The 20304-nt window shown below is 68.1% G+C and carries 19 protein-coding genes; 17 read left to right on the forward strand and 2 right to left on the reverse strand.

Translation table 11 applies throughout. The annotated features are described in order from the left end of the window. Window positions 1-12: 12 nt before the first annotated feature. Both ASG69_RS13445 and ASG69_RS13450 read right to left on the reverse strand, forming a co-directional pair. The gene (locus tag ASG69_RS13445; protein WP_027507234.1) at window positions 13-714 is read right to left on the reverse strand and encodes a DUF305 domain-containing protein; all 702 of its coding nucleotides are present in this window, start codon (window positions 712-714) and stop codon (window positions 13-15) included. Window positions 715-716: 2 nt separating this feature from the next. After that, entirely contained in the window at window positions 717-1598 is an 882-nt protein-coding gene (locus ASG69_RS13450) for a DUF3105 domain-containing protein (RefSeq protein WP_056448481.1), read from the reverse strand. Between the two features lie 157 nt (window positions 1599-1755). Between ASG69_RS13450 and argS the strand changes: the two genes are divergently transcribed. The 17 genes from argS to ASG69_RS13535 all read left to right on the forward strand — a co-directional run bounded on the left by argS (window position 1756) and on the right by ASG69_RS13535 (window position 20302). Beyond that, window positions 1756-3408: an arginine--tRNA ligase gene (argS, locus tag ASG69_RS13455; protein WP_027507232.1), complete on the forward strand. Its 1653-nt coding sequence runs from the start codon at window positions 1756-1758 to the stop codon at window positions 3406-3408. Next, complete coding sequence (gene lysA / locus ASG69_RS13460; RefSeq protein ID WP_056448484.1) at window positions 3405-4823, forward strand: diaminopimelate decarboxylase; 1419 nt, start codon at window positions 3405-3407, stop codon at window positions 4821-4823. Before argS ends, lysA begins: the two co-directional genes overlap by 4 nt. Next, window positions 4820-6172: a homoserine dehydrogenase gene (locus ASG69_RS13465; protein WP_155957165.1), complete on the forward strand. Its 1353-nt coding sequence runs from the start codon at window positions 4820-4822 to the stop codon at window positions 6170-6172. Before lysA ends, ASG69_RS13465 begins: the two co-directional genes overlap by 4 nt. Window positions 6173-6263: 91 nt before the next feature. Next, window positions 6264-7196, forward strand: a complete 933-nt coding sequence (gene thrB, locus ASG69_RS13470; RefSeq protein ID WP_056448591.1) for a homoserine kinase — start codon at window positions 6264-6266, stop codon at window positions 7194-7196. 292 nt (window positions 7197-7488) lie between these two features. Then, window positions 7489-9696, forward strand: coding sequence for a transcription termination factor Rho (gene rho, locus ASG69_RS13475; RefSeq protein WP_082544675.1), 2208 nt, complete (start codon window positions 7489-7491; stop codon window positions 9694-9696). 150 nt (window positions 9697-9846) lie between these two features. Continuing rightward, window positions 9847-10080: a 50S ribosomal protein L31 gene (rpmE, locus tag ASG69_RS13480; protein WP_027507227.1), complete on the forward strand. Its 234-nt coding sequence runs from the start codon at window positions 9847-9849 to the stop codon at window positions 10078-10080. A gap of 101 nt (window positions 10081-10181) precedes the next feature. After that, a complete protein-coding gene (gene prfA, locus ASG69_RS13485) occupies window positions 10182-11261 on the forward strand; it encodes a peptide chain release factor 1 (RefSeq protein ID WP_056448490.1) in 1080 nt (359 codons plus the stop codon). A 45-nt stretch (window positions 11262-11306) separates the two neighbouring features. Continuing rightward, complete coding sequence (gene prmC / locus ASG69_RS13490) at window positions 11307-12188, forward strand: peptide chain release factor N(5)-glutamine methyltransferase (protein ID WP_056448594.1); 882 nt, start codon at window positions 11307-11309, stop codon at window positions 12186-12188. 61 nt (window positions 12189-12249) lie between these two features. Continuing rightward, window positions 12250-12912: an L-threonylcarbamoyladenylate synthase gene (locus ASG69_RS13495; protein WP_027507224.1), complete on the forward strand. Its 663-nt coding sequence runs from the start codon at window positions 12250-12252 to the stop codon at window positions 12910-12912. Window positions 12913-13037: 125 nt separating this feature from the next. Continuing rightward, window positions 13038-14126: a glycosyltransferase family 4 protein gene (locus ASG69_RS13500; RefSeq protein WP_081821490.1), complete on the forward strand. Its 1089-nt coding sequence runs from the start codon at window positions 13038-13040 to the stop codon at window positions 14124-14126. 1 nt (window position 14127) lies between these two features. After that, complete coding sequence (locus tag ASG69_RS13505; protein ID WP_197027871.1) at window positions 14128-14589, forward strand: hypothetical protein; 462 nt, start codon at window positions 14128-14130, stop codon at window positions 14587-14589. 477 nt (window positions 14590-15066) lie between these two features. Next, on the forward strand, window positions 15067-15792 hold the full coding sequence (gene atpB / locus ASG69_RS13510) for a F0F1 ATP synthase subunit A (protein ID WP_056448598.1): 726 nt from the start codon (window positions 15067-15069) through the stop codon (window positions 15790-15792). Between the two features lie 82 nt (window positions 15793-15874). Beyond that, on the forward strand, window positions 15875-16117 hold the full coding sequence (locus ASG69_RS13515) for an ATP synthase F0 subunit C (RefSeq protein WP_027507220.1): 243 nt from the start codon (window positions 15875-15877) through the stop codon (window positions 16115-16117). 5 nt (window positions 16118-16122) lie between these two features. Continuing rightward, window positions 16123-16686: a F0F1 ATP synthase subunit B gene (locus ASG69_RS13520; protein ID WP_027507219.1), complete on the forward strand. Its 564-nt coding sequence runs from the start codon at window positions 16123-16125 to the stop codon at window positions 16684-16686. Further along, window positions 16683-17513 (forward strand): F0F1 ATP synthase subunit delta, encoded by an 831-nt coding sequence (locus tag ASG69_RS13525; RefSeq protein ID WP_200933823.1) that lies wholly within the window; start codon window positions 16683-16685, stop codon window positions 17511-17513. Before ASG69_RS13520 ends, ASG69_RS13525 begins: the two co-directional genes overlap by 4 nt. Before the next feature lie 128 nt (window positions 17514-17641). After that, window positions 17642-19285, forward strand: coding sequence for a F0F1 ATP synthase subunit alpha (gene atpA / locus ASG69_RS13530; RefSeq protein ID WP_027507217.1), 1644 nt, complete (start codon window positions 17642-17644; stop codon window positions 19283-19285). A gap of 42 nt (window positions 19286-19327) precedes the next feature. Continuing rightward, on the forward strand, window positions 19328-20302 hold the full coding sequence (locus ASG69_RS13535) for a F0F1 ATP synthase subunit gamma (protein WP_027507216.1): 975 nt from the start codon (window positions 19328-19330) through the stop codon (window positions 20300-20302). The last annotated feature ends 2 nt before the right edge of the window (window positions 20303-20304 follow it).

Consider the following 20304-nt stretch of genomic DNA (forward strand, 5'->3'; position numbering starts at 1 on the left):
CGCATCACGCGATCAGAGCGGAGCAGCACCCTTCTCGGTGAGCATCTGCGTCATCAGCTGAGCCTCCGAGGTCTGGGTGTTCACCATCGTCTGCGCGAGATTGCGCACCGCGGGCGTCTCCGCGTGCACCGCGCCGTACTCCATCATCGGCAGACCACCCTCGTGGTGGCGCAGCATCAACTGGAGAAACAGCACGTCCAGTGCCGGACCGGTGGCGGCGCGCAGCGCCGTCATGTCCTGCGTGCTCGCCATACCCGGCATGGTCTGCACGGGACCGGTGGACGAGCCGGACCCGGACATGGACGACATCGACGAGCCGGACATGGAGTGTCCGCCGTCCTCCGTCATCCAGCCCATGTAGCCGCCCGTCGGCAACGGAGCGGCGTCCCAGAGCGCCAGCCAGCCCTGCATCTGCCCGGCCTGGTTCTGCTGTGTCGTGAGGATGTCGTACGCGAGATTCTTGACCAGCGGATCGGAGGCGCCACTGAGCGCGATGGTCGCCATCTCGATCGCCTGGTTGTGGTGCACGGTCATGTCCTGCGAGAACCCGACGTCGACCGAATCGGCGCCCGGTGTGGGTGCCGGATCGTCCCGCAACGGGGTCTGCGCGAGGAAGCCGACGGCGAATCCGATGACGAGCAGGGCCACCGCGCCCAGGACCAGCAGCGCCGACCGCTGACTCCGCTGCGCCGTGGGCCGCTCCTCCGTCGTCACGCTCACGGTGTGGGCACTGCCGCGCCGTCGGTGGGCAGGCCGTCGGTGGGGAGGCCCAGCCCGCCCGGGAGCTGACCCGCACCCGTCTCGGAGGCGTCGGGGGTCAGGCCCTCGCCGCTCATCGGCACCGCGTCGGGGCCCGGTGCACTGCCGTCGAACGGCGGCGGGTTGTCCTGGTCGAAGGTCTCCGGCGTCGTGGAGCAGCTCGCGCCGACCTCGGGGTAGGCGTAGCGGTTCAGGCGCAGTGCGGCGATGAAGTGGTCGATCCGGGGGTCGTCGACACTGTCGAGCTTGAGCTGGTGGCCCCACGACTGCAGCGAGATCGGGGAGTCGAGTCCGGGGTAGGCGGACATGAGCATGTACTGCTGGTTCTCGACCTTGGCGGCCAGCGTCGAGATCTGGTCCTCGCTCAGGTCGTCCGGGTTGTAGGCGATCCAGACGGCGCCGTGCTCGAGCGAGTGCACGGCGTTCTCGGTGCGCAGACCGTCCGGGTAGACCGTGCCCATGCAGTTGGCCCACACCTGGTCGTGCGGGCCACCGAACGGCGGCGACTGGTCGTAGGCGACACGCTGCGAGCCGGTGACGTGCAGCGCAGCGGGATAGTCCTGCATGACCACGCCGTCGATGCCGGTCGACGGGTCCTGGTTCTCCTCGGTGGGAGCGAAGCGCTGCGCCTCGGCGCGGTCCTGGTACTTGGGCACCAGGTTCCAGGCCAGGGCGCCGATCAGCGCGATGACCACGACGGATGCCGCGACCGTCAGCCACGGGATCTGGCGCCGCTTGCCCGATCCCACGCTGGAGGGGACACCACCCTTGTTCCGGGTGCCGGTCTTGCTGGCAGCCTTGATGGCCTTGGCTGACTTCTTGTCGGAACCGCTTGGCATGGTCGAAGCGCTCTTTCGATCGAGGAGATGAGTGGCCGCCTACTCGAGGCAGCCCCACTGTACGGAGGGAGTCTGAGCCCTCGCTGAAGCGCTCCCGTCGGACCCACCGGTGACCGCGGTCGGGGTGCTGTGCAGCGAGACCATAGGATAAGGCCCCGTGACTCCCGCCGACCTCGCCGAACTGCTGCATGCCACCGCAGCGGCCGTGCTCACCGAGCACGGACTCGATCCTGCCGTGTTGCCCGCGACGGTGACGGTGGACCGCCCGCGCAATCCCGAGCACGGCGACTACGCGACCAACGTCGCGATGCAGGTGGCCAAGAAGGCGGGCGTCAGCCCCCGCGACCTGGCGACCTGGCTCGCGGACGCTCTGGCCGGTGCCGACGCTGTCGAGGCCGTCGACGTGGCCGGTCCCGGATTCCTCAACATCCGGCTCGCGAAGTCCGCTCAGGGCGCCATCGTGGAGCGCGTGCAGCGCGAGAACGATCGCTACGGCTGGTCCGACGAGCTCACCGGGACCTCGATCAACCTGGAGTTCGTCTCGGCGAACCCCACGGGTCCCGTGCACCTGGGCGGCGCCCGCTGGGCCGCGGTGGGCGACGCCCTGGGGCGCATCCTCACCTCGCGGGGTGCCGCGGTCACCCGCGAGTACTACTTCAACGATCACGGCGCGCAGATCGATCGGTTCGCACGCTCGCTGGTCGCCTCGGCGCTGGGTCTGCCCGCTCCGGAGGACGGCTACGCGGGCGAGTACATCGCCGAGATCGCCGCGGCCGTCGTCACGCAGCGACCGGACGTGATGGGTCTGCCCGACGACGAGCGGCAGGAGGTGTTCCGAGCCCTCGGCGTCGACGCGATGTTCACGAAGATCAAGTCGGACCTGCACGAGTTCGGCACCGACTTCGACGTGTACTTCCACGAGAACTCGCTCTTCGAGTCCGGCGCGGTCGAGCGCGCTGTGGAGACGCTGAAATCCTCGGGCAACCTGTACGAGAAGGACGGGGCCTGGTGGCTCCGCAGCACCGAGTACGGCGACGACAAGGATCGTGTCGTGGTCAAGAGCGACGGCAACGCCGCGTACATCGCCGGCGACATCGCGTACTTCCAGGACAAGCGATCTCGCGGGTTCGACCTGTGCATCTACATGCTCGGCGCGGACCACCACGGCTACATCGGTCGGCTCAAGGCCGCTGCCGCAGCCTTCGGCGACGATCCGGCGACCGTCGAGGTGCTCATCGGTCAGATGGTCAACCTCGTCCGCGACGGTGTCGCCGTGAAGATGAGCAAGCGTGCGGGCACGGTGATCTCTCTCGACGACCTCGTGGAGGCCATCGGGATCGACGCCGCGCGGTACGTGATGGTGCGGTCGTCGGTCGACTCGTCGATCGACATCGATCTCGCGCTGTGGGCGAGCCGGAGCAACGACAACCCGGTGTACTACGTGCAGTACGCTCACGCCCGGTTGTGTTCTCTCGCCCGCGGTGCCGAGGAGCTGGGCGTCTCCGCCGCGGATCCCGACTTCGCGCTGCTGACCCATGCCGCGGAAGGTGACCTCGTCCGTACCGTCGGGGAGTTCCCCCGCGTCGTCGCCAGTGCGGCGGGGCTGCGCGAACCCCACCGGATCGCCCGGTACCTCGAGGAGTTGGCGGGTGCCTATCACCGGTTCTACGGAGCGTGTCGAGTACTTCCCCGAGGAGACGAGGATCCGATGCCCGTCCACACAGCGCGGCTCGCCCTGGGCGACGCCACCCGGCAGGTCCTGGCCAACGGCCTGGCCATGCTCGGTGTCAGTGCACCGGAGAAGATGTGAGCGCGCATCCCGCCGGGCCGCGGCACGCTGAGCAGTCGGGCCCCGGCACCCCGGAGCGTCCGGCGGACAGCGCGGCACTCACGGACCTTCATCCGAAGGTGTTTCCCCGCAACGCAGCTCGTGGTGACGACGGCGTCGTGACGCTGGCCGGAGTTCCGGTGACGGAACTCGCCGCCACGTACGGCACGCCGCTGTTCGTCATCGACGAGGACGATTTCCGGTCGCGCTGCCGCGAGATGGCGGAGGCGTTCGGTGCCCCCGAGCGGGTGCACTACGCGTCCAAGGCCTTCCTGTGTGGGGAGATCGCTCGCTGGGTCGCGGACGAGGGTCTGTCACTCGACGTGTGCTCGGGCGGCGAGCTGGCGATCGCACTGAACGCGGGCTTCCCGGCGAACCGGATCGCGATGCACGGCAACAACAAGTCACGGGCCGAACTGGAGGCGGGAGTGCGCGCCGGTGTCGAGCACGTCGTGCTGGACTCGATGATCGAGATCGACCGGCTCGACGAGGTCGCTGCCGCGGCGGGAACGGTGCAGGACGTCCTGATCCGCATCACCGTCGGGGTCGAGGCACACACGCACGAGTTCATCGCCACCGCCCACGAGGACCAGAAGTTCGGCTTCAGCCTGTCCGACGGCAGCGCACTCCGGGCCGTCAGTCGGGTGTTCGAGACCGACAATCTGCGCCTCGTCGGCCTGCACTCGCACATCGGATCCCAGATCTTCGAGGTCGACGGGTTCGAGCTCGCGGCTCACCGCGTGATCGGGTTGCTGCGCGACATCAAGGCCGAGTTCGGCACCGAGAAGACCTCGCAGATCACCGTGGTCGATCTCGGCGGCGGCATGGGCATCCACTACGTGCCGGGGGACAACCCGCCTCCCGTGCAGGATCTGGCCGCCAAGCTCGCCCACATCGTCGAGTCCGAGTCGGCGGCCGCCGGGATCCCTACTCCGACACTGGCAGTGGAGCCCGGACGCGCGATCGCGGGACCGGGCACCGTGACGCTGTACGAGGTGGGCACCGTCAAGGACGTCACCGTCGACAGCACCCACACGCGCCGCTACATCAGCGTCGACGGGGGCATGAGCGACAACATCCGGACCTCGCTCTATCAGGCCGAGTACGTCGGCCGCCTCGCGTCGCGTACGTCGGAGGCTCCGGCCGTTCTGGCCCGGATCGTCGGAAAGCACTGCGAGAGTGGCGACATCGTCATCCGCGACACGTGGCAGCCCGAGGATCTCGGTCCCGGTGACCTGTTCACCGTGGGCGCGACGGGTGCGTACTGCTACTCGATGTCGTCCCGGTACAACCTTCTGCCCCGTCCGGCCGTCGTCGCCGTGCGGGACGGGCAAGCGCGGCTGGTACTCCGCCGCGAAACGTTCGACGACCTGCTCAGCTTGGAGGTAGACCGGTGACCGCTCCAGAATCGTCAGTGTCGTCGGAGGCCGCGGCCTTCGTCAGTCCCGTGGACAAGCCGATCGGCGTCGCCGTCCTCGGTATGGGGAACGTCGGCAGCGAGGTCGTGCGCATCCTGCTCGATCACGCCACCGATCTCACCGCCCGCGTCGGTGCGCCGCTCGTGCTGCGGGGAGTCGCGGTGCGCGACATCGGCAAGGACCGCGGCATCGACCCCGACCTGCTGACCACCGACGTGCGCGCACTCGTCGCGCGCGACGATGTCGACCTGGTGGTCGAGGTGCTCGGCGGCATCGAGCCGGCCCGCGAACTGATCCTCGCCGCGCTCAACGCCGGCAAGTCGGTCGTCACGGCCAACAAGGCACTCCTCGCCGAGTACACCGGTGAGTTGGCCGACGCCGCCGAGAGCCACCGCGCCGACCTGTACTTCGAAGCCGCTGTGGCAGGGGCCATTCCGGTGGTCCGGCCGCTGATGCAGTCTCTCGCCGGCGACCGGGTGAACCGTGTCATCGGCATCGTCAACGGCACGACGAACTTCATCCTCTCGGCCATGGACGAGACGGGTGCGGACTACGCGGACACGCTCGCGGAGGCGGGACGGCTGGGATACGCGGAGGCGGATCCGACGGCCGACGTCGAGGGCTTCGATGCTGCGGCGAAGGCCGCCATCCTGGCCTCGCTCGCGTTCCACACGCGGGTCACCTCGGCCGACGTACACCGCGAAGGGATCTCCTCGATCACCGCGGCGGACATCGCCACCGCGCGTGCGTTCGACTGCACCGTCAAGCTTCTCGCGCTGTGCGAGCGTGTGAGTGACGACGACGGCAACGACCGCATCTCCGTCCGCGTCTACCCGTCGCTCGTACCGCTGTCGCACCCGCTCGCCTCGGTGTCGGGTGCCTTCAACGCCGTCGTGGTCGAAGCCGAGGCCGCGGGACGGCTCATGTTCTACGGCCAGGGTGCGGGCGGCGCTCCCACCGCGTCCGCCGTCATGGGCGACCTGGTGATGGCGGCGCGCAACAAGTTCTACGGCGGCCGTGGACCCGGGGAGTCGACGTACGCCAAGCTCCCCGTCGCGCCCATGGGGGACACCCCCACGCGGTACCACGTCAACATGCAGGTCGCGGATCGCGCCGGAGTGCTCTCCGCCGTCGCGGCCGAGTTCGCCAAGAACGACGTCAGCATCTCCACGGTGCGCCAGGAGGGCGCGAGCAAGCATGCCCGTCTCGTCGTCGTCACGCACCGCGCCAAGGACTCGGCTCTGGCGGCCACCGTGGACGCGCTGAAGGAACTCGACATCGTCACCGCCGTCACCAGCGTTCTCCGACTCGAGGGAACGTCCGAATGATCGGGATCTCGATCGCGGGATCGACTGTGGCGCCAGGGTCGTCGGTGAACCCGGCTGCTACCGAGTCGGCATAGTGGCCGGGCCGGCCGACGTGACGAGGACACTCACCACCGGGACGGTGGCGCACGCCCGCGTGCCTGCCTCCAGTGCCAACCTCGGACCCGGGTTCGACACATTGGGGCTCGCCCTGGGTCTGTTCGACGACGTCGTCGTCACCGTGGCGGAGTCCGGGCTCGACATCGAGGTCGACGGTGAGGGTGCGCGCGAGGTTCCGTGGGGTCCGTCGCATCTCGTCGTGCGAGCGATCGAGCGTGGTCTCGAGTCGGCCGGCGTGTGGGCGGACGGCTTGAAAGTACGCTGCCACAACAGGATTCCTCACTCTCGCGGCCTCGGCTCGTCGGCGTCGGCAGTGGTCGGTGGGCTCGCCGCGGCCAACTGCCTCGCGGCGTCCCTGGATCCGGCTCTCGCGTTGTCGCCCGAGCAGATGGTGCAGCTGGCCGCCGAGTTCGAGGGTCATCCGGACAACGCGTCGGCCAGCGTGCTCGGCGGCGCCGTGGTGTCCTGGAGCCGCGAGTCCGGCCCGCCGGAGGGGCCGCGGGCCTATGCGGCCGCCCGTCTCGACGTGCACCCGGACATCGGTGCGACGGTGCTCATCCCGACCGAACGGTCGTCCACGGCGCACACGCGCGGACTGTTGCCCGACCTCGTTCCGCACCGCGACGCCGCGTTCAACGCGAGCCGATCCGCGCTCGCGGTCGTGGCCCTGACGACGCGACCCGATCTGTTGATGGTGTCCACCGAGGATCGCCTGCACCAGCCCTACCGGGCCTCCGCCCTGCCGGTGACGTCGCGATGGGTCGAGACCCTGCGCGCACACGGGCACGCCGCGACGGTCTCGGGCGCCGGACCCACCGTGCTCGTGCTCGGAACGGCGAGCATCGCGCGCGAGTTGGCCGACCGCGCCGGGGACGACGGGATGACGGTGCTGGAGCTGGAGATCGCGGACGGCGTCACGACGCGCTGACGCGGACATTCTTGCCCGTACCTCGCATCACGGCTATTGTGGTACGCGTCCGTACATCGTGCGCAGTCAGCGCGCCGATTTCTCCAGGGCATTACTTCCCGGCCTCGAGCTCCAGCGGTGCCGCCGTCGTCGATCGGCGCGCCACGGCCGCCAGGGAAGTCGCATCCTGGAACAGCCTTCGCTCTTCTGCACGACGCGAACGTACGCGGCATCCGAGTTCGACACGAGAGTCGAACGGCGGAACGAACCCTCGATCTGCGCACCAGGCGCGCGAGGGAAGGAAAGGACCTCCGTGACCGATACGGAATCTATCGCTGCTCCGGCGACCCAGTCCGACACGCGCCCGCGCACGTCGCGCCGCGGTGCCGGGCTCTCCGGGATGGTGCTCACCGAGCTGCGCGGACTCGCGTCCGAACTCGGGATCAAGGGTGTCTCCGGGATGCGTAAGGGCGACCTCGTGTCCGCGATCGAGGCCAAGCAGGTGCCCGCGTCCGCGGCTGCCACCGAGGCACCGTCGCGCGCACCCCGCGTGAGCCGGTCCGCGCCCGCCGCCACGTCGGACGCACCGTCCGCCGGTGTGTCCGACGCCGTGGCCCCCCGGGATTCCGGAGCCGACGGTGCGAGCGCCGGCGCCTCCAGCTCCGACGCCGGTACCCCCAGCGCCGACACCTCGGGTTCCGACGGTGCAGCGTCCGACGGCGCGAACCCCGACGGCCCGCGTCGCACGCGGAACCGTCGCGGAGCGACCCGCCGTGCCGGCGCCGCGGAGTCGACCGACACCGCCGCCGAGTCGCAGAACGACGCTGCGCCGACGCAGGACGGCCGCGCGCACCAGTCCACCGACGCGGCAGCGTCCACCACGACGGCTCCGGCCGAGACCACCCGCACCGACGGTGGCGACGACCGCGACCAGGGCGAGGGTGATCGTCAGAACGGGGACCGGCCGCGCCGCGAGCGCCAGGGCCGCAACCAGGGCGATCGCAATCAGGGCGACCGGAACGATCGCAACCAGGGCGACCGCAACGATCGCAACCAGGGCGATCGCAACGATCGCAACCAGGGCGATCGCAATCAGGGTGACCGGAACGATCGCAACCAGGGCGACCGCAACCAGGGCGACCGTAACGATCGCAACCAGGGCGACCGAAACGATCGCAACCAGGGCGACCGCAACCAGGGTGACCGCAACAACGGGCCTCGTGACAACGGTCCCCGCGACGACGAGGACGGCGAGGGCCGCGGCAGGCGGGGACGTCGTTTCCGCGAGCGTCGCCGTGGGCGCGATCGTGACGGTGCTCCCGAGGGCGGCGGCAACCAGCGTGATCGTGAGCGCGAGCCCGAACTGCGCGACGACGACGTCGTGCAGCCCGTCGCCGGCATTCTCGACGTGCTCGACAACTACGCGTTCGTCCGGACCTCGGGATACCTCGCGGGACCGAACGACGTGTACGTCTCCATGAACATGGTGCGCCGCAACGGCCTCCGTCGCGGTGACGCACTGACCGGTGCCGTGCGAGTGGCCCGCGAGGGGGAGCAGAACAACTCCCGGCAGAAGTTCAACCCGCTGGTCCGTCTCGACACGGTCAACGGTGCGCCGCCGGACGGCAACCGCAAGCGGCCGGAGTTCAACAAGCTGACGCCGCTGTACCCGAATCAGCGGCTGCGCCTCGAGACCACGCAGAACATCCTGACGACGCGCGTGATCGATCTGGTCATGCCGATCGGCAAGGGGCAGCGTGCGCTCATCGTGAGCCCGCCCAAGGCGGGTAAGACCAGCGTGTTGCAGGCGATCGCGAACGCCATCGCGACGAACAACCCCGAGTGCTACCTGATGGTCGTGCTCGTGGACGAGCGTCCCGAAGAAGTGACCGACATGCAGCGCAGCGTGAAGGGTGAGGTCATCGCCTCCACCTTCGATCGCCCGCCGGGCGACCACACCTCGGTCGCCGAGCTGGCGATCGAGCGCGCCAAGCGGCTGGTCGAGGACGGCCGCGACGTGGTGGTGCTGCTCGACTCGATCACGCGTCTGGGCCGTGCGTACAACAACAGCTCGCCGGCCTCGGGTCGCATCCTGTCCGGTGGTGTCGACTCCACGGCGCTCTACCCGCCCAAGCGCTTCCTCGGTGCCGCGCGCAACATCGAGAACGGTGGATCGCTCACCATCATCGCCACGGCGATGGTGGAGACCGGCTCGACAGGTGACACGGTGATCTTCGAGGAGTTCAAGGGCACGGGCAACGCCGAGCTCAAGCTCGATCGCAAGATCGCGGAGCGGCGCGTGTTCCCGGCGGTGGACGTCAATCCGTCGGGCACCCGCAAGGACGAGCTCCTGCTCAGTCCCGACGAGGCGGCCGTGCTGCACAAGCTGCGTCGGGTGCTCTCCGGGCTCGACTCGCACCAGGCGATCGATCTGCTGATCGACCGACTGAAGAAGAGCAAGAACAACATCGAGTTCCTCATGTCGGTCTCCAAGACGGCGCCCGGTTCGCCGGAGGACTGACCCCCGAGGATCGACGGAACAAACGTCTCGGCACCGATGTTGAGACGATTACCAGCGCGGACAGCTGCTCTGGCATACTGATCGGCCGAGTCCGGTTCCGGTTCACGCACTCGACAGTCGAGGCGACCCGGCGACCATGAAAGGGACACCATGAAGGCAGGAATCCACCCCGATTACACAGCGACGACAGTCGTGTGTGGTTGCGGACATACTTTCGAGACCCGCAGCACCAACTCGGCGGAGCGCATCAACGTCGAGGTCTGCTCGCAGTGCCACCCGTTCTACACGGGCAAGCAGAAGATCCTCGACACCGGCGGCCGCGTGGCTCGCTTCGAGGCTCGCTACGGCAAGCGCGCAGGCAAGAAGGCCGACGCCGACAGCTAGCTCTTCCGCCGACGCCCGTTCCGAGATTCGTCTCGGGGCGGGCGTCGGTCGTTTCTGCACCATTGTTCGTTGACATTCTTCGGTTCGACAGGGAGAACACCGTGGCCGCCTCCGCGACACCGTCCGCGATCGACGACATCCTCGCCGAGCACGCCGGACTCGAGCGCGACCTGTCCGATCCCTCGCTGCACGACGATCCGGCGGCGGCTCGCCGCGCCGGGAAGCGGTTCGCGCAGCTGGCCCCGATCATGAGTGTGTACTCCAAGCTCAGTGCCGCCCGCGACGATCTCGAGGCGGCCCGCGAGCTCGCTGCCGACGACGCCGGCTTCGCCGCGGAGATCCCAGCGCTCGAGGCGACCGTCGCCGAGCTCGACACCACCCTCACCGACCTGCTCGCGCCCCGTGATCCTCACGACGCCGACGACGTCGTGCTGGAGGTCAAGTCGGGTGAGGGCGGCGAGGAGTCCGCCCTGTTCGCGTCCGATCTCGCTCGGATGTACGTCCGGTACGCCGAGCGCCACGGCTGGCGGGTCGAGATCCTCGACGCGAACGTCTCCGATCTGGGTGGGTACAAGGACGCGACGCTGTCCATCAAGGCGCGCACCGACACCGCCGACGGTGTGTGGTCGCGGTTCAAGTTCGAGGGCGGCGTGCATCGGGTGCAGCGTGTTCCCGTCACCGAGTCGCAGGGACGAGTGCACACGTCGGCGGCCGGCGTCCTGATCTACCCGGAGCAGGACGAGGTCGAAGCCGTCCAGATCGACGAGACCGATCTGCGCATCGACGTCTACCGCTCGTCCGGCAAGGGTGGCCAGGGCGTCAACACCACGGACTCCGCGGTGCGCATCACGCATCTGCCCACGGGCATCGTCGTCACCTGTCAGAACGAACGCTCCCAGCTGCAGAACAAGGCGAGGGCGATGCAGGTGCTCGCCTCGCGGCTGCAGGCGGCGGCCGAGGAAGCGGCCGACAAGGAGGCGGCGGCCGGGCGTGCGAGCCAGGTGCGCACCGTCGATCGGTCCGAGCGCATCCGCACGTACAACTTCCCTGAGAACCGCATCACCGACCACCGCATCGGCTTCAAGTCGCACAACCTGGACGCCGTTCTCGACGGTGACATGGACGCGCTCCTCGACGCGCTCGCCGCGGCCGACCGACAGGCGCGGCTCCAGGCGGAATGACCTCCGCGTGATCGCCGGGCCGACCGGCAGTGCGAAGCTGTGTCGGTGAGTCGCGTCCCGCTACGTCTGGCCATCGTCGAGGCAACCCGCGTCCTGACCGAGGCCGGCGTCCCCAGCCCGCGGGTCGACGCCGAGTTGCTCGCCGCGCATCTGCTGTCGGTTCCCCGCGGGCGGCTCGGCCTGACCCCGTTGGTGGAGCCCGAGGTCGCCGAGGCCTACCGTGCGACCGTCGCGCAGCGTGCGAAGCGAATTCCGTTGCAGCACATCATCGGAACGTCGTCACTGGGGGAGATCGACGTCGAGGTGGGCCCCGGGGTGTTCGTCCCCCGCCCGGAGACGGAACTGTTGCTCGCCTGGGCACTCGCGTTCCTCGAGTCCGCCGGGCGGCATCCGCCCGTCGTCCTCGACCTGTGCACCGGAAGCGGCGCACTCGCCCTCGCGATCGCCCACGCTCGCCCGGACGCCGTGGTGCACGCGGTGGAGAAGGATCCGCACGCGTTGGCGTGGGCGCGGCGCAACGCCGACCTGCGGGCGTCGGACGGCGACACTCCCGTGCATCTGCATCACGGTGACGTGACCGAGAGGACGGTGCTCACGGAGCTCGACGGCACCGTCGACCTGGTCGTGGCGAACCCGCCCTACGTGCCGACGAGTGCGCGGCTCGATCCCGAGGTGATCGACCACGATCCGCACGTCGCGCTGTTCGGTGGCCCGGACGGGCTGTCCGTCATCGAGCCGATGATCGCGAACATCGCCCGGTGGTTGCGGATCGACGGGGGAGTGGGCATCGAGCACGACGACTCGCACGGAGACCGGGTGGTCGCCCTCCTGGAGGGGCGAGCGGTGTTCGGAGACGTGTCCCAGCATCGGGATCTCGCGGACCGCCCACGCTTCGTCGTCGCTCGTCGGCAGCGCCGGATCACCTAGGACGCGAGATCGCGCCACCGCTGCGCAGGCGTGCCGTGCACGCAGTGGCAAGATGGGCCGGGTGTCCACCGTCTACGACTGCTCCGATTCCGCCTCTCGCGCGGCAGGTCTCGATGCCGCCAAGCGTGCGCTGTCGTCCGGCCGACTGGTCGTGATGCCCACCGACACCGTGTACGGGCTGGCCGCGGACGCCTTCGACAGCAGCGCCGTCACGGATCTGCTCCGCGCGAAGGGGCGCGGCCGCGACATGCCGGTGCCGGTGCTCGTCGGGTCCTGGCACACGATCGACGGCCTCGTGCTGGGAGTGCGGCAGGCGGCGCGCGATCTCATCCGCGCGTTCTGGCCCGGAGCGCTGAGTCTCGTCGTGCACCAGGCGCCGTCGCTCGCGTGGGACCTCGGCGACGCCCGCGGCACCGTCATGCTCCGCATGCCGCTGCATCCGGTGGCTCTCGAACTGCTGCGCGAGGTGGGCCCCCTGGCCGTCTCGAGTGCGAACATCTCCGGCCGCCCACCCGCCGTCACGGCGGAGGACGCCCGCGTACAGCTCGGCGGGTCCGCGGCCGTGTATCTCGACGGCGGTCCGGCCGAGCATGCGCTCGCGTCGACGATCGTCGACCTGACGGGGGACACCCCGCGCATTCTCCGCGTCGGCGCGGTCTCGACGAGCGAGATCGCCGAGGTCCTCGGCGTGACCGCCGAGTCGCTCGTCGCCGGAAGCGCCTGACGAATGCCGCACTCGGCTCCGCCGCGGGAGTCACCGTGGTGACGGCCGTGCCCGCGCACGCGAGTGCGCTCCTGGCGCAGTCGGACGGAGGCGCCGGTGTCCCCATCCGCGAGCTTCTTCTCGTCATGCTCACGGCAGCGGTGGTGACGTTCCTGGTCACCGGAGCCGTCCGGCTCGGCGCTCTGCGTTTCGGCGCGGTGGCCGTACCGCGTGAGCGCGACGTCCACGTCACCCCGACGCCCCGGCTCGGGGGTATCGGCATCTACCTGGGGCTGCTCGTCGCGCTGCTCTTCGCGCAGAAGTTGCCGGCCCTCACCCGAGGGTTCGAATTCACCACGGACGTCCAGGCGGCCCTGGTCTCCGGGTTCATCATCATGGCCGTGGGTGTGGTCGACGACCGGTGGGGCCTGGACGCGCTGACCAAGTTCGCCGGTCAGGTCACCGCGGCCGGTGTCCTGGTGCTGATGGGCGTCAGCTGGTACCTGCTGTATCTGCCGTGGGGCGAGGGGTCGACGCTGATCCTGGACCAGCTGCAGGCGGGTCTCGTCACCGTGCTCATCGCCGTGGTCATGATCAACGCGATGAACTTCATCGACGGTCTCGACGGCCTCGCCGCGGGCGTCGGCCTGATCGCCGCGGTGGCCATCTGTCTGTTCTCCGTCGGACTGCTCCACGAGCAGGGCGGTGACGTCAGCGCCTACCCGCCCGCGATGATCGCCGCGGCCCTCGCCGGTGCGTGCCTGGGGTTCCTGCCGCACAACTTCCAGCCGGCGCGCATCTTCATGGGCGACTCGGGTTCCATGGTCATCGGCCTCATGCTCGCCACCGTCGCGACAAGTGCATCCGGACGTATCGGGCTCAGTGCCTACGGCACGCGGGACCTCCTGGGTCTGCTGACCCCGTTGCTGCTGGTGGGCGCGATCATGTTCATCCCGATCCTCGACCTGCTGCTCGCGATCGTGCGTCGCACGCGTGCAGGCCGCAGCCCCTTCAGCCCGGACAAGATGCACCTGCATCACCGTCTGCTCCAGATCGGTCACTCGCATCGCCGCGTGGTGCTGCTCATCTACTTGTGGGTCGGTGTGCTCGCGTTCGGGGCGGTCGGCGCGTCCCTGTTCGATCGCCGCCTCGTGGTGCTGCTGCTCGCCGGCGGACTCGTCTTCGCCCTGGTGGTCACCGCGGTGCCGTCGTTCCGGGATCCGGGCCGCCGGTAACCTGCGTGTCGTGACCTTCTCGCCCGCACCGATCCCGTCCTCCACCGCACCGCTCCGCGCCGCCGTCCGGTACGGCGTCATCGCCCTGCTCGGCCTCGCCGTGGTCGCCGCGATCATCGCGGTGCTCGTCGCCGGCCTCGAGGGTCTGTGGGGCGCGCTGCTCGGGTCCGCGGTCGGTGGTCTGTTCATCCTCGCCACCGCCGCATCCGTCCTGTTCTCGGCCAAGTTGCCGCCGACCGCGGTCGGGGCCGTCCTGCTGGGCGGGTGGATCGTGAAGATGCTGATCGCGGTGATCGTGCTGGGACTGCTGCGGGGGATGGACTTCTACAACCGCCCGACACTGGGCATCGTGGTGCTCGCATCCCTGGTCATCGTCCTGGGCGCCGAGATGTACGGCATCTTCCGGCAGCGTGTTCCGTACGTCGATTCTCCCGCGGGCGACCCCGACTCGGACGTTCAGTAGTACGACATTTTGTAGTAGTGTCGTCCGCGGAGCGACCCCCGACACAACTCAGCGTGTTGTGTTGATAAAGTTCCTTTCGAGCGAGGGCTTACCGGGCGTAACGGACACATCGCGCCGCCCGGAACCGTCTTTGCAGGTGATCGACGTCACCGAAGCTGTTTCTCGTAGTCCACGCCATGTGAGAGTGTGTACCGCGACGAAGCGTCCGTTTCGAGACGTCGCGTCACCGAGTCGACGAAGTCGCCGACACCCGACAGACGCGGGACCGTGAGCACGGTCCGACGCGGCTGACGACTACTCGAGCCGACCCGAGTCGACTTGTAGATCGTCCTAGCTCGATCGTGCCCGAATGCCATATGTCCGATCGAACCGCGGGTGTCCTTCGCCTGCGGCCGAACACGGGAGAGACCGCTGAGCGTCACCAACTTGGCCGCGGAGTTCCATCCGCCGTCACTGTCCGACTTTTTCCCACCGGCCATCCTGTTCGAGGGCACCCCGTTCGAGCTCGACCGGCTGATGCTGGTCCGCATCATCATGACGGTCGTTCTTCTCGCGTTCTTCAGCCTCGCGATGCGCAGCCCGAAGATCGTGCCCCGCGGTATCCAGAACGTCGGTGAGCTCGCACTGGGCTTCGTCAAGGATCAGATCGCAGACGAGGTTCTCGGCAAGGAGCAGGGCAAGCGCTTCCTGCCCGTCATCGCGACCATCTTCTTCGCGGTGCTGTTCCTCAACTTCTCGGGTGTCATCCCCTTCATCAACATCTCGTCGAATGCCCGAGTGGGCATGCCGATCGTGTTGGCAGCCCTCGCGTACGTCGTCTTCAACTACGTCGGTGTCAAGAAGTACGGGTTCTTCAAGTACGTGAAGAGCAGCATCGTCGTTCCGAACGTGCCGATCGCGCTGCACCTGCTGCTGATCCCCATCGAGTTCATCTCGACGTTCATCCTGCGGCCCTTCACGCTGACCGTGCGACTCATGGCCAATATGCTCGCCGGCCACATCATGCTGGTGCTGTTCTTCAGCGCGACGCAGTTCTTCTTCTTCGAGGCGGCGACCGGCATGAAGGTGTTCGGCCTGTTCTCGCTCGTCGCGGGATTCGGCTTCACGCTGTTCGAGCTGCTGGTCATCTTCCTGCAGGCCTACGTGTTCGCGCTGCTGACGGCGGTCTACATCGACCTCGCCCTGCACGCCGACTCGCACTGACCCACCCACCGACTCTCCAGCCACCAGACAGACCTGACCCGCTGCCGACCGGTCGTGGGCAACAGAAAGGGAACACATCACAATGAGCCTCACCTACCTCGCGCAGGAAGCACAGGAAGTCACCGGCGCAGGCTACGGAGCCATCGGCTACGGCCTCGCGGCCATCGGCCCCGGCATCGGCGTGGGCATCGTGGTCGGTAAGGCCATCGAGGGCATCGCGCGTCAGCCCGAGCTCGCCGGCCAGATCCGCACCAACATGTTCCTCGGTATCGCATTCACCGAGGCCCTCGCGCTGATCGGCCTCGTCGCCGGCTTCATTTTCTGATCGCCATGTCGACATTCGCAGTCCTCGCAGCAGCGGAGGGGGAAGAGGACATCAATCCTCTCCTCCCCGCGACCTACGACATCGTCTGGTCTGCGGTCTGCATCGCCGTCATCGGGTTCTTCTTCTGGAAGTTCGTGCTCCCGCGATTCCAGACGGTGCTCTCCGAGCGGTCCGAGAAGATCGAAGGCGGGATCAAGCGCGCCGAAGAGGCACAGGCCGAAGCCAAGGAGGCGCTCGAGCAGTACCGCGCCCAGTTGGCCGACGCACGCCAGGAAGCCGCCAAGATCCGTGAAGACGCACGCACCCAGGGTCAGCAGATCCTCGCGGAGATGAAGACCAGTGCACAGGCGGAGAGCGACCGCATCGTGGCCTCCGGTCACCAGCAGCTCGCGGCTCAGCGTCAGCAGATCGTCACCGAACTGCGTGCCGATCTGGGCCGTACGGCTGTCGAGCTGGCCGAGAAGGTCATCGGCGAGCAGCTGTCCGACGACGTCAAGCGTGCCGGCACGATCGATCGTTTCCTCGACGAACTCGATTCTGTCGGCGCAGATTCCGCTAGCGGGAAGTGAGCACCATGTACGCAGCGAGTCGTGAAGCCCTCGCCGAGGCCCGCACCGTCCTGACGGCCGAGCTCGATGCGGCGTCGGATGCGACGTCGGCTGCCGCCGGCGCCGGATCCGACCTCTTCGGGGTCGTGTCGGTGCTCGACGGACAGCGTCCACTGCGCGCCGCACTCGCGGACGCGTCGGCTGCTCCGGACGCGCGACGCGCGCTCGCGGGCCGCCTGTTCGACGGCAAGATCGGTGCAGCGGCCACCGCCGCACTGCAGGCCGCCGTCGCACAGAACTGGTCGTCGGCCCGTGACCTCACCGACTCGCTCGTACTCCTGGGCCGTGAGGCACTTCTGCGCGCGGCGCAGGACCAGGATCAGTTGGGCACCGTGGAGGACGAGCTGTTCCGTCTCGGCCGCATCATCGCCGGCGATCCTGCCCTCGAGCAGGCGCTGTCCGATCGAAGCAAGCCCGCCGAGGCGTCGGGATCGCTCCTGTCGACGTTGCTCTACGGCAAGGTCACCGCGATCACCGAGGCCCTGGCGATCCAGGCCGTCGGCCGACTGAAGGGTGCTGCACCGGCATCCGTGTTCGGCGAACTGTCCGCACTCGCGGCCACTCGTCGTGACAAGGAGGTCGCTCACGTCCGCAGCAGCACCGAGCTGAGCGACGATCAGATCTCTCGGCTCACGTCCAGGCTGGAAGGTATCTACGGCAAGTCCGTGACCGTCCACGTGGAGGTGGACCGGGAACTGCTGAGCGGACTGGTGGTCCGTGTCGGCGACGAGGTCATCGACGGCAGTGGTGCGGGTCGTCTCGCCTCCCTGAGGAAGTCGCTCCGGTGAGCGGTACGCATCGCAGCACCCGAGTTCTGTAGCAAGCCCAGTTCGGTAACAAGCCCCACCCCGCGTTTCGGACGTCGACCGCACAGCCGGTCCGGCCACGAAACACCAGACAGTGAGAGCAGGAAAACATGGCGGAGTTGACGATCTCCTCCGACGAGATCCGTAGCGCGATCGAGAGCTACACAGCGAACTACGCACCGGAGTCCTCTCGTGAAGAGGTCGGTCTGGTGTCCGACACGAGCGATGGAATCGCTCACGTGACGGGCCTCCCGTCCGCGATGTCGAACGAGCTGCTGGAGTTCCCCGGCGGCATCCTCGGCGTGGCACTGAACCTCGACGACCGTGAGATCGGTGCCGTCATCCTCGGTGACTACGAGCACATCGAGGAAGGCCAGGAAGTCAAGCGCACCGGCGAGGTCCTCTCGGTCCCCGTCGGCGACAACTTCCTCGGACGCGTCATCGACCCGCTGGGCAAGCCCATCGACGGTCTCGGTGACATCGAGTCGAACGAACAGCGTGTCCTGGAGCTCCAGGCGGCATCGGTGCTCGAGCGCCAGCCCGTCGAGGAGCCCCTCGCGACCGGCATCACCGCCATCGATGCCCTGACGGCCATCGGCCGCGGCCAGCGTCAGCTGATCATCGGCGACCGCAAGACGGGCAAGACCGCCGTCTGCGTCGACGCCATCATCAACCAGAAGGCCAACTGGGAGACCGGCGACGCCGACAAGCAGGTGCGCTGCATCTACGTCGCCATCGGCCAGAAGGGTTCGACCATCGCGGGCGTCAAGTCCGCTCTGGACGAGCACGGCGCCATGGAGTACACGACCATCGTCGCCGCTCCCGCGTCCGACTCGGCCGGCTTCAAGTGGCTCGCCCCGTACACCGGTTCGGCCCTCGGCCAGCACTGGATGTACCAGGGCAAGCACGTCCTCATCGTGTTCGACGACCTGACCAAGCAGGCCGAGGCATACCGCACCATCTCGCTGCTGCTGCGTCGCCCGCCGGGCCGCGAGGCGTACCCCGGTGACGTCTTCTACCTGCACTCCCGTCTGCTCGAGCGGTGCGCGAAGCTGTCCGACGAGCTCGGTGGCGGTTCGATGACGGGTCTGCCGCTGATCGAGACCAAGGCCAACGACATCTCGGCCTTCATCCCGACCAACGTCATCTCCATCACCGACGGCCAGGTCTTCCTCGAGTCGGACCTCTTCAACAAGGGTGTCCGTCCCGCCATCAACGTCGGTACCTCGGTGTCCCGAGTCGGTGGCGCGGCGCAGACCAAGGGTCTGAAGAAGGTTGCCGGTTCGCTCCGTCTGGAGATGGCTCAGTTCCGCGAGCTGGAGGCGTTCTCCGCCTTCGCGTCCGACCTCGACGCCGCGTCCAAGGCGCAGCTCGAGCGCGGTGCCCGCTGGGTCGAGCTGCTCAAGCAGGACCAGTACACCCCGGTGTCCGTCGAGGACCAGATCGTCTCGATCTACCTCGTCGACGCCGGCTACTACGACACGGTCCCGGTCGAGGACGTTCGTCGCTTCAACCGCGAGCTCCTCGAGGATCTGCACCGCAACGCGTCGAGCGCCTACGAGGCGATCGCCGGCGGCAAGGTTCTCAAGGACGAGGCCGCCGACGCGATCACGAAGGCGACCGACGAGTTCAAGCAGGGCTTCCTGACGTCCTCGGGCGAGCGGATCGTCAACGAGGCAGAGGCCGACGCGCTCGACAAGGGCGACGTCGACCAGGAGAAGGTCACCGTCACTCGCAAGACTGTCAGCAAGTGATGAGCGGACCCGTGGCACGTCGAACAGGGAGTGAGGTGACAGATGCCCAGCATTCGTGAGCTGCGCTCCCGGATCAGGTCGACCAACTCGATCAAGAAGATCACCAAGGCGCAGGAACTGATCGCGACCTCGCGCATCACCAAGGCGCAGGCCCGCGTCGAGGCGTCGAAGCCGTACGCCACCGAGATCACCAAGGTGCTCTCGGCGTTGGCCAGTGCCTCGGGTTCGCTGGACCATCCGCTGCTCACCGAGCGTGCGGAGCCCAAGCGGGCCGCCGTGCTCGTCGTGACCAGCGACTCGGGCCAGTGTGGTGGCTACAACTCCAACATCCTTCGTGAGGCCGAGGAGCTCCAGCAGCTCCTCAAGTCCGAGGGCAAGGAGCCGGTCATCTACGTTCTGGGCCGAAAGGGCCTGACGTACTACACGTTCCGTGATCGCGACGTCAAGGGCGCGTGGACGGGCTTCTCGCAGCAGCCGGCGTACACCGATGCCGCGAAGGCCGCCAAGCACCTCGTCCAGCTGTTCATGGCGGGGTCCGGCGAGGAGATCGAGGCACCGAACGGCGAGGGCACGGTCGAGGGTGTGGACGAACTCCACATCGTCTACACCACCTTCGTGTCGATGCTGTCGCTCAAGCCGACGGTGCGCCGCATGGCTCCTCTGGAGATCGACTACGACGACGAGGAGATCGAGCTGGGTGCAGACATGCTCAGCGACTCGCCGTCGTCGAAGGAGGTCACCGCGCAGTACGACTTCGAGCCGGAGGCGGACACGCTGTTGTCCGCGCTGCTCCCGAAGTACGTGAGCACCCGCATCTACGCCGCACTGCTCGACGCGGCGGCATCCGAGTCGGCCGCTCGTCGCACCGCGATGAAGGCCGCCACGGACAATGCCAACGATCTGGTCAATGCCCTGTCACGCCAGGCCAACCAGGCACGCCAGGCTCAGATCACCCAGGAAATCAGCGAGATCGTCGGCGGCGTCGACGCGCTTGCCGCGAGCTCAGGAAGAGACTGAAC

Source organism: Rhodococcus sp. Leaf225, assembly GCF_001426145.1.
Taxonomy (GTDB): Bacteria; Actinomycetota; Actinomycetes; order Mycobacteriales; family Mycobacteriaceae; genus Rhodococcoides.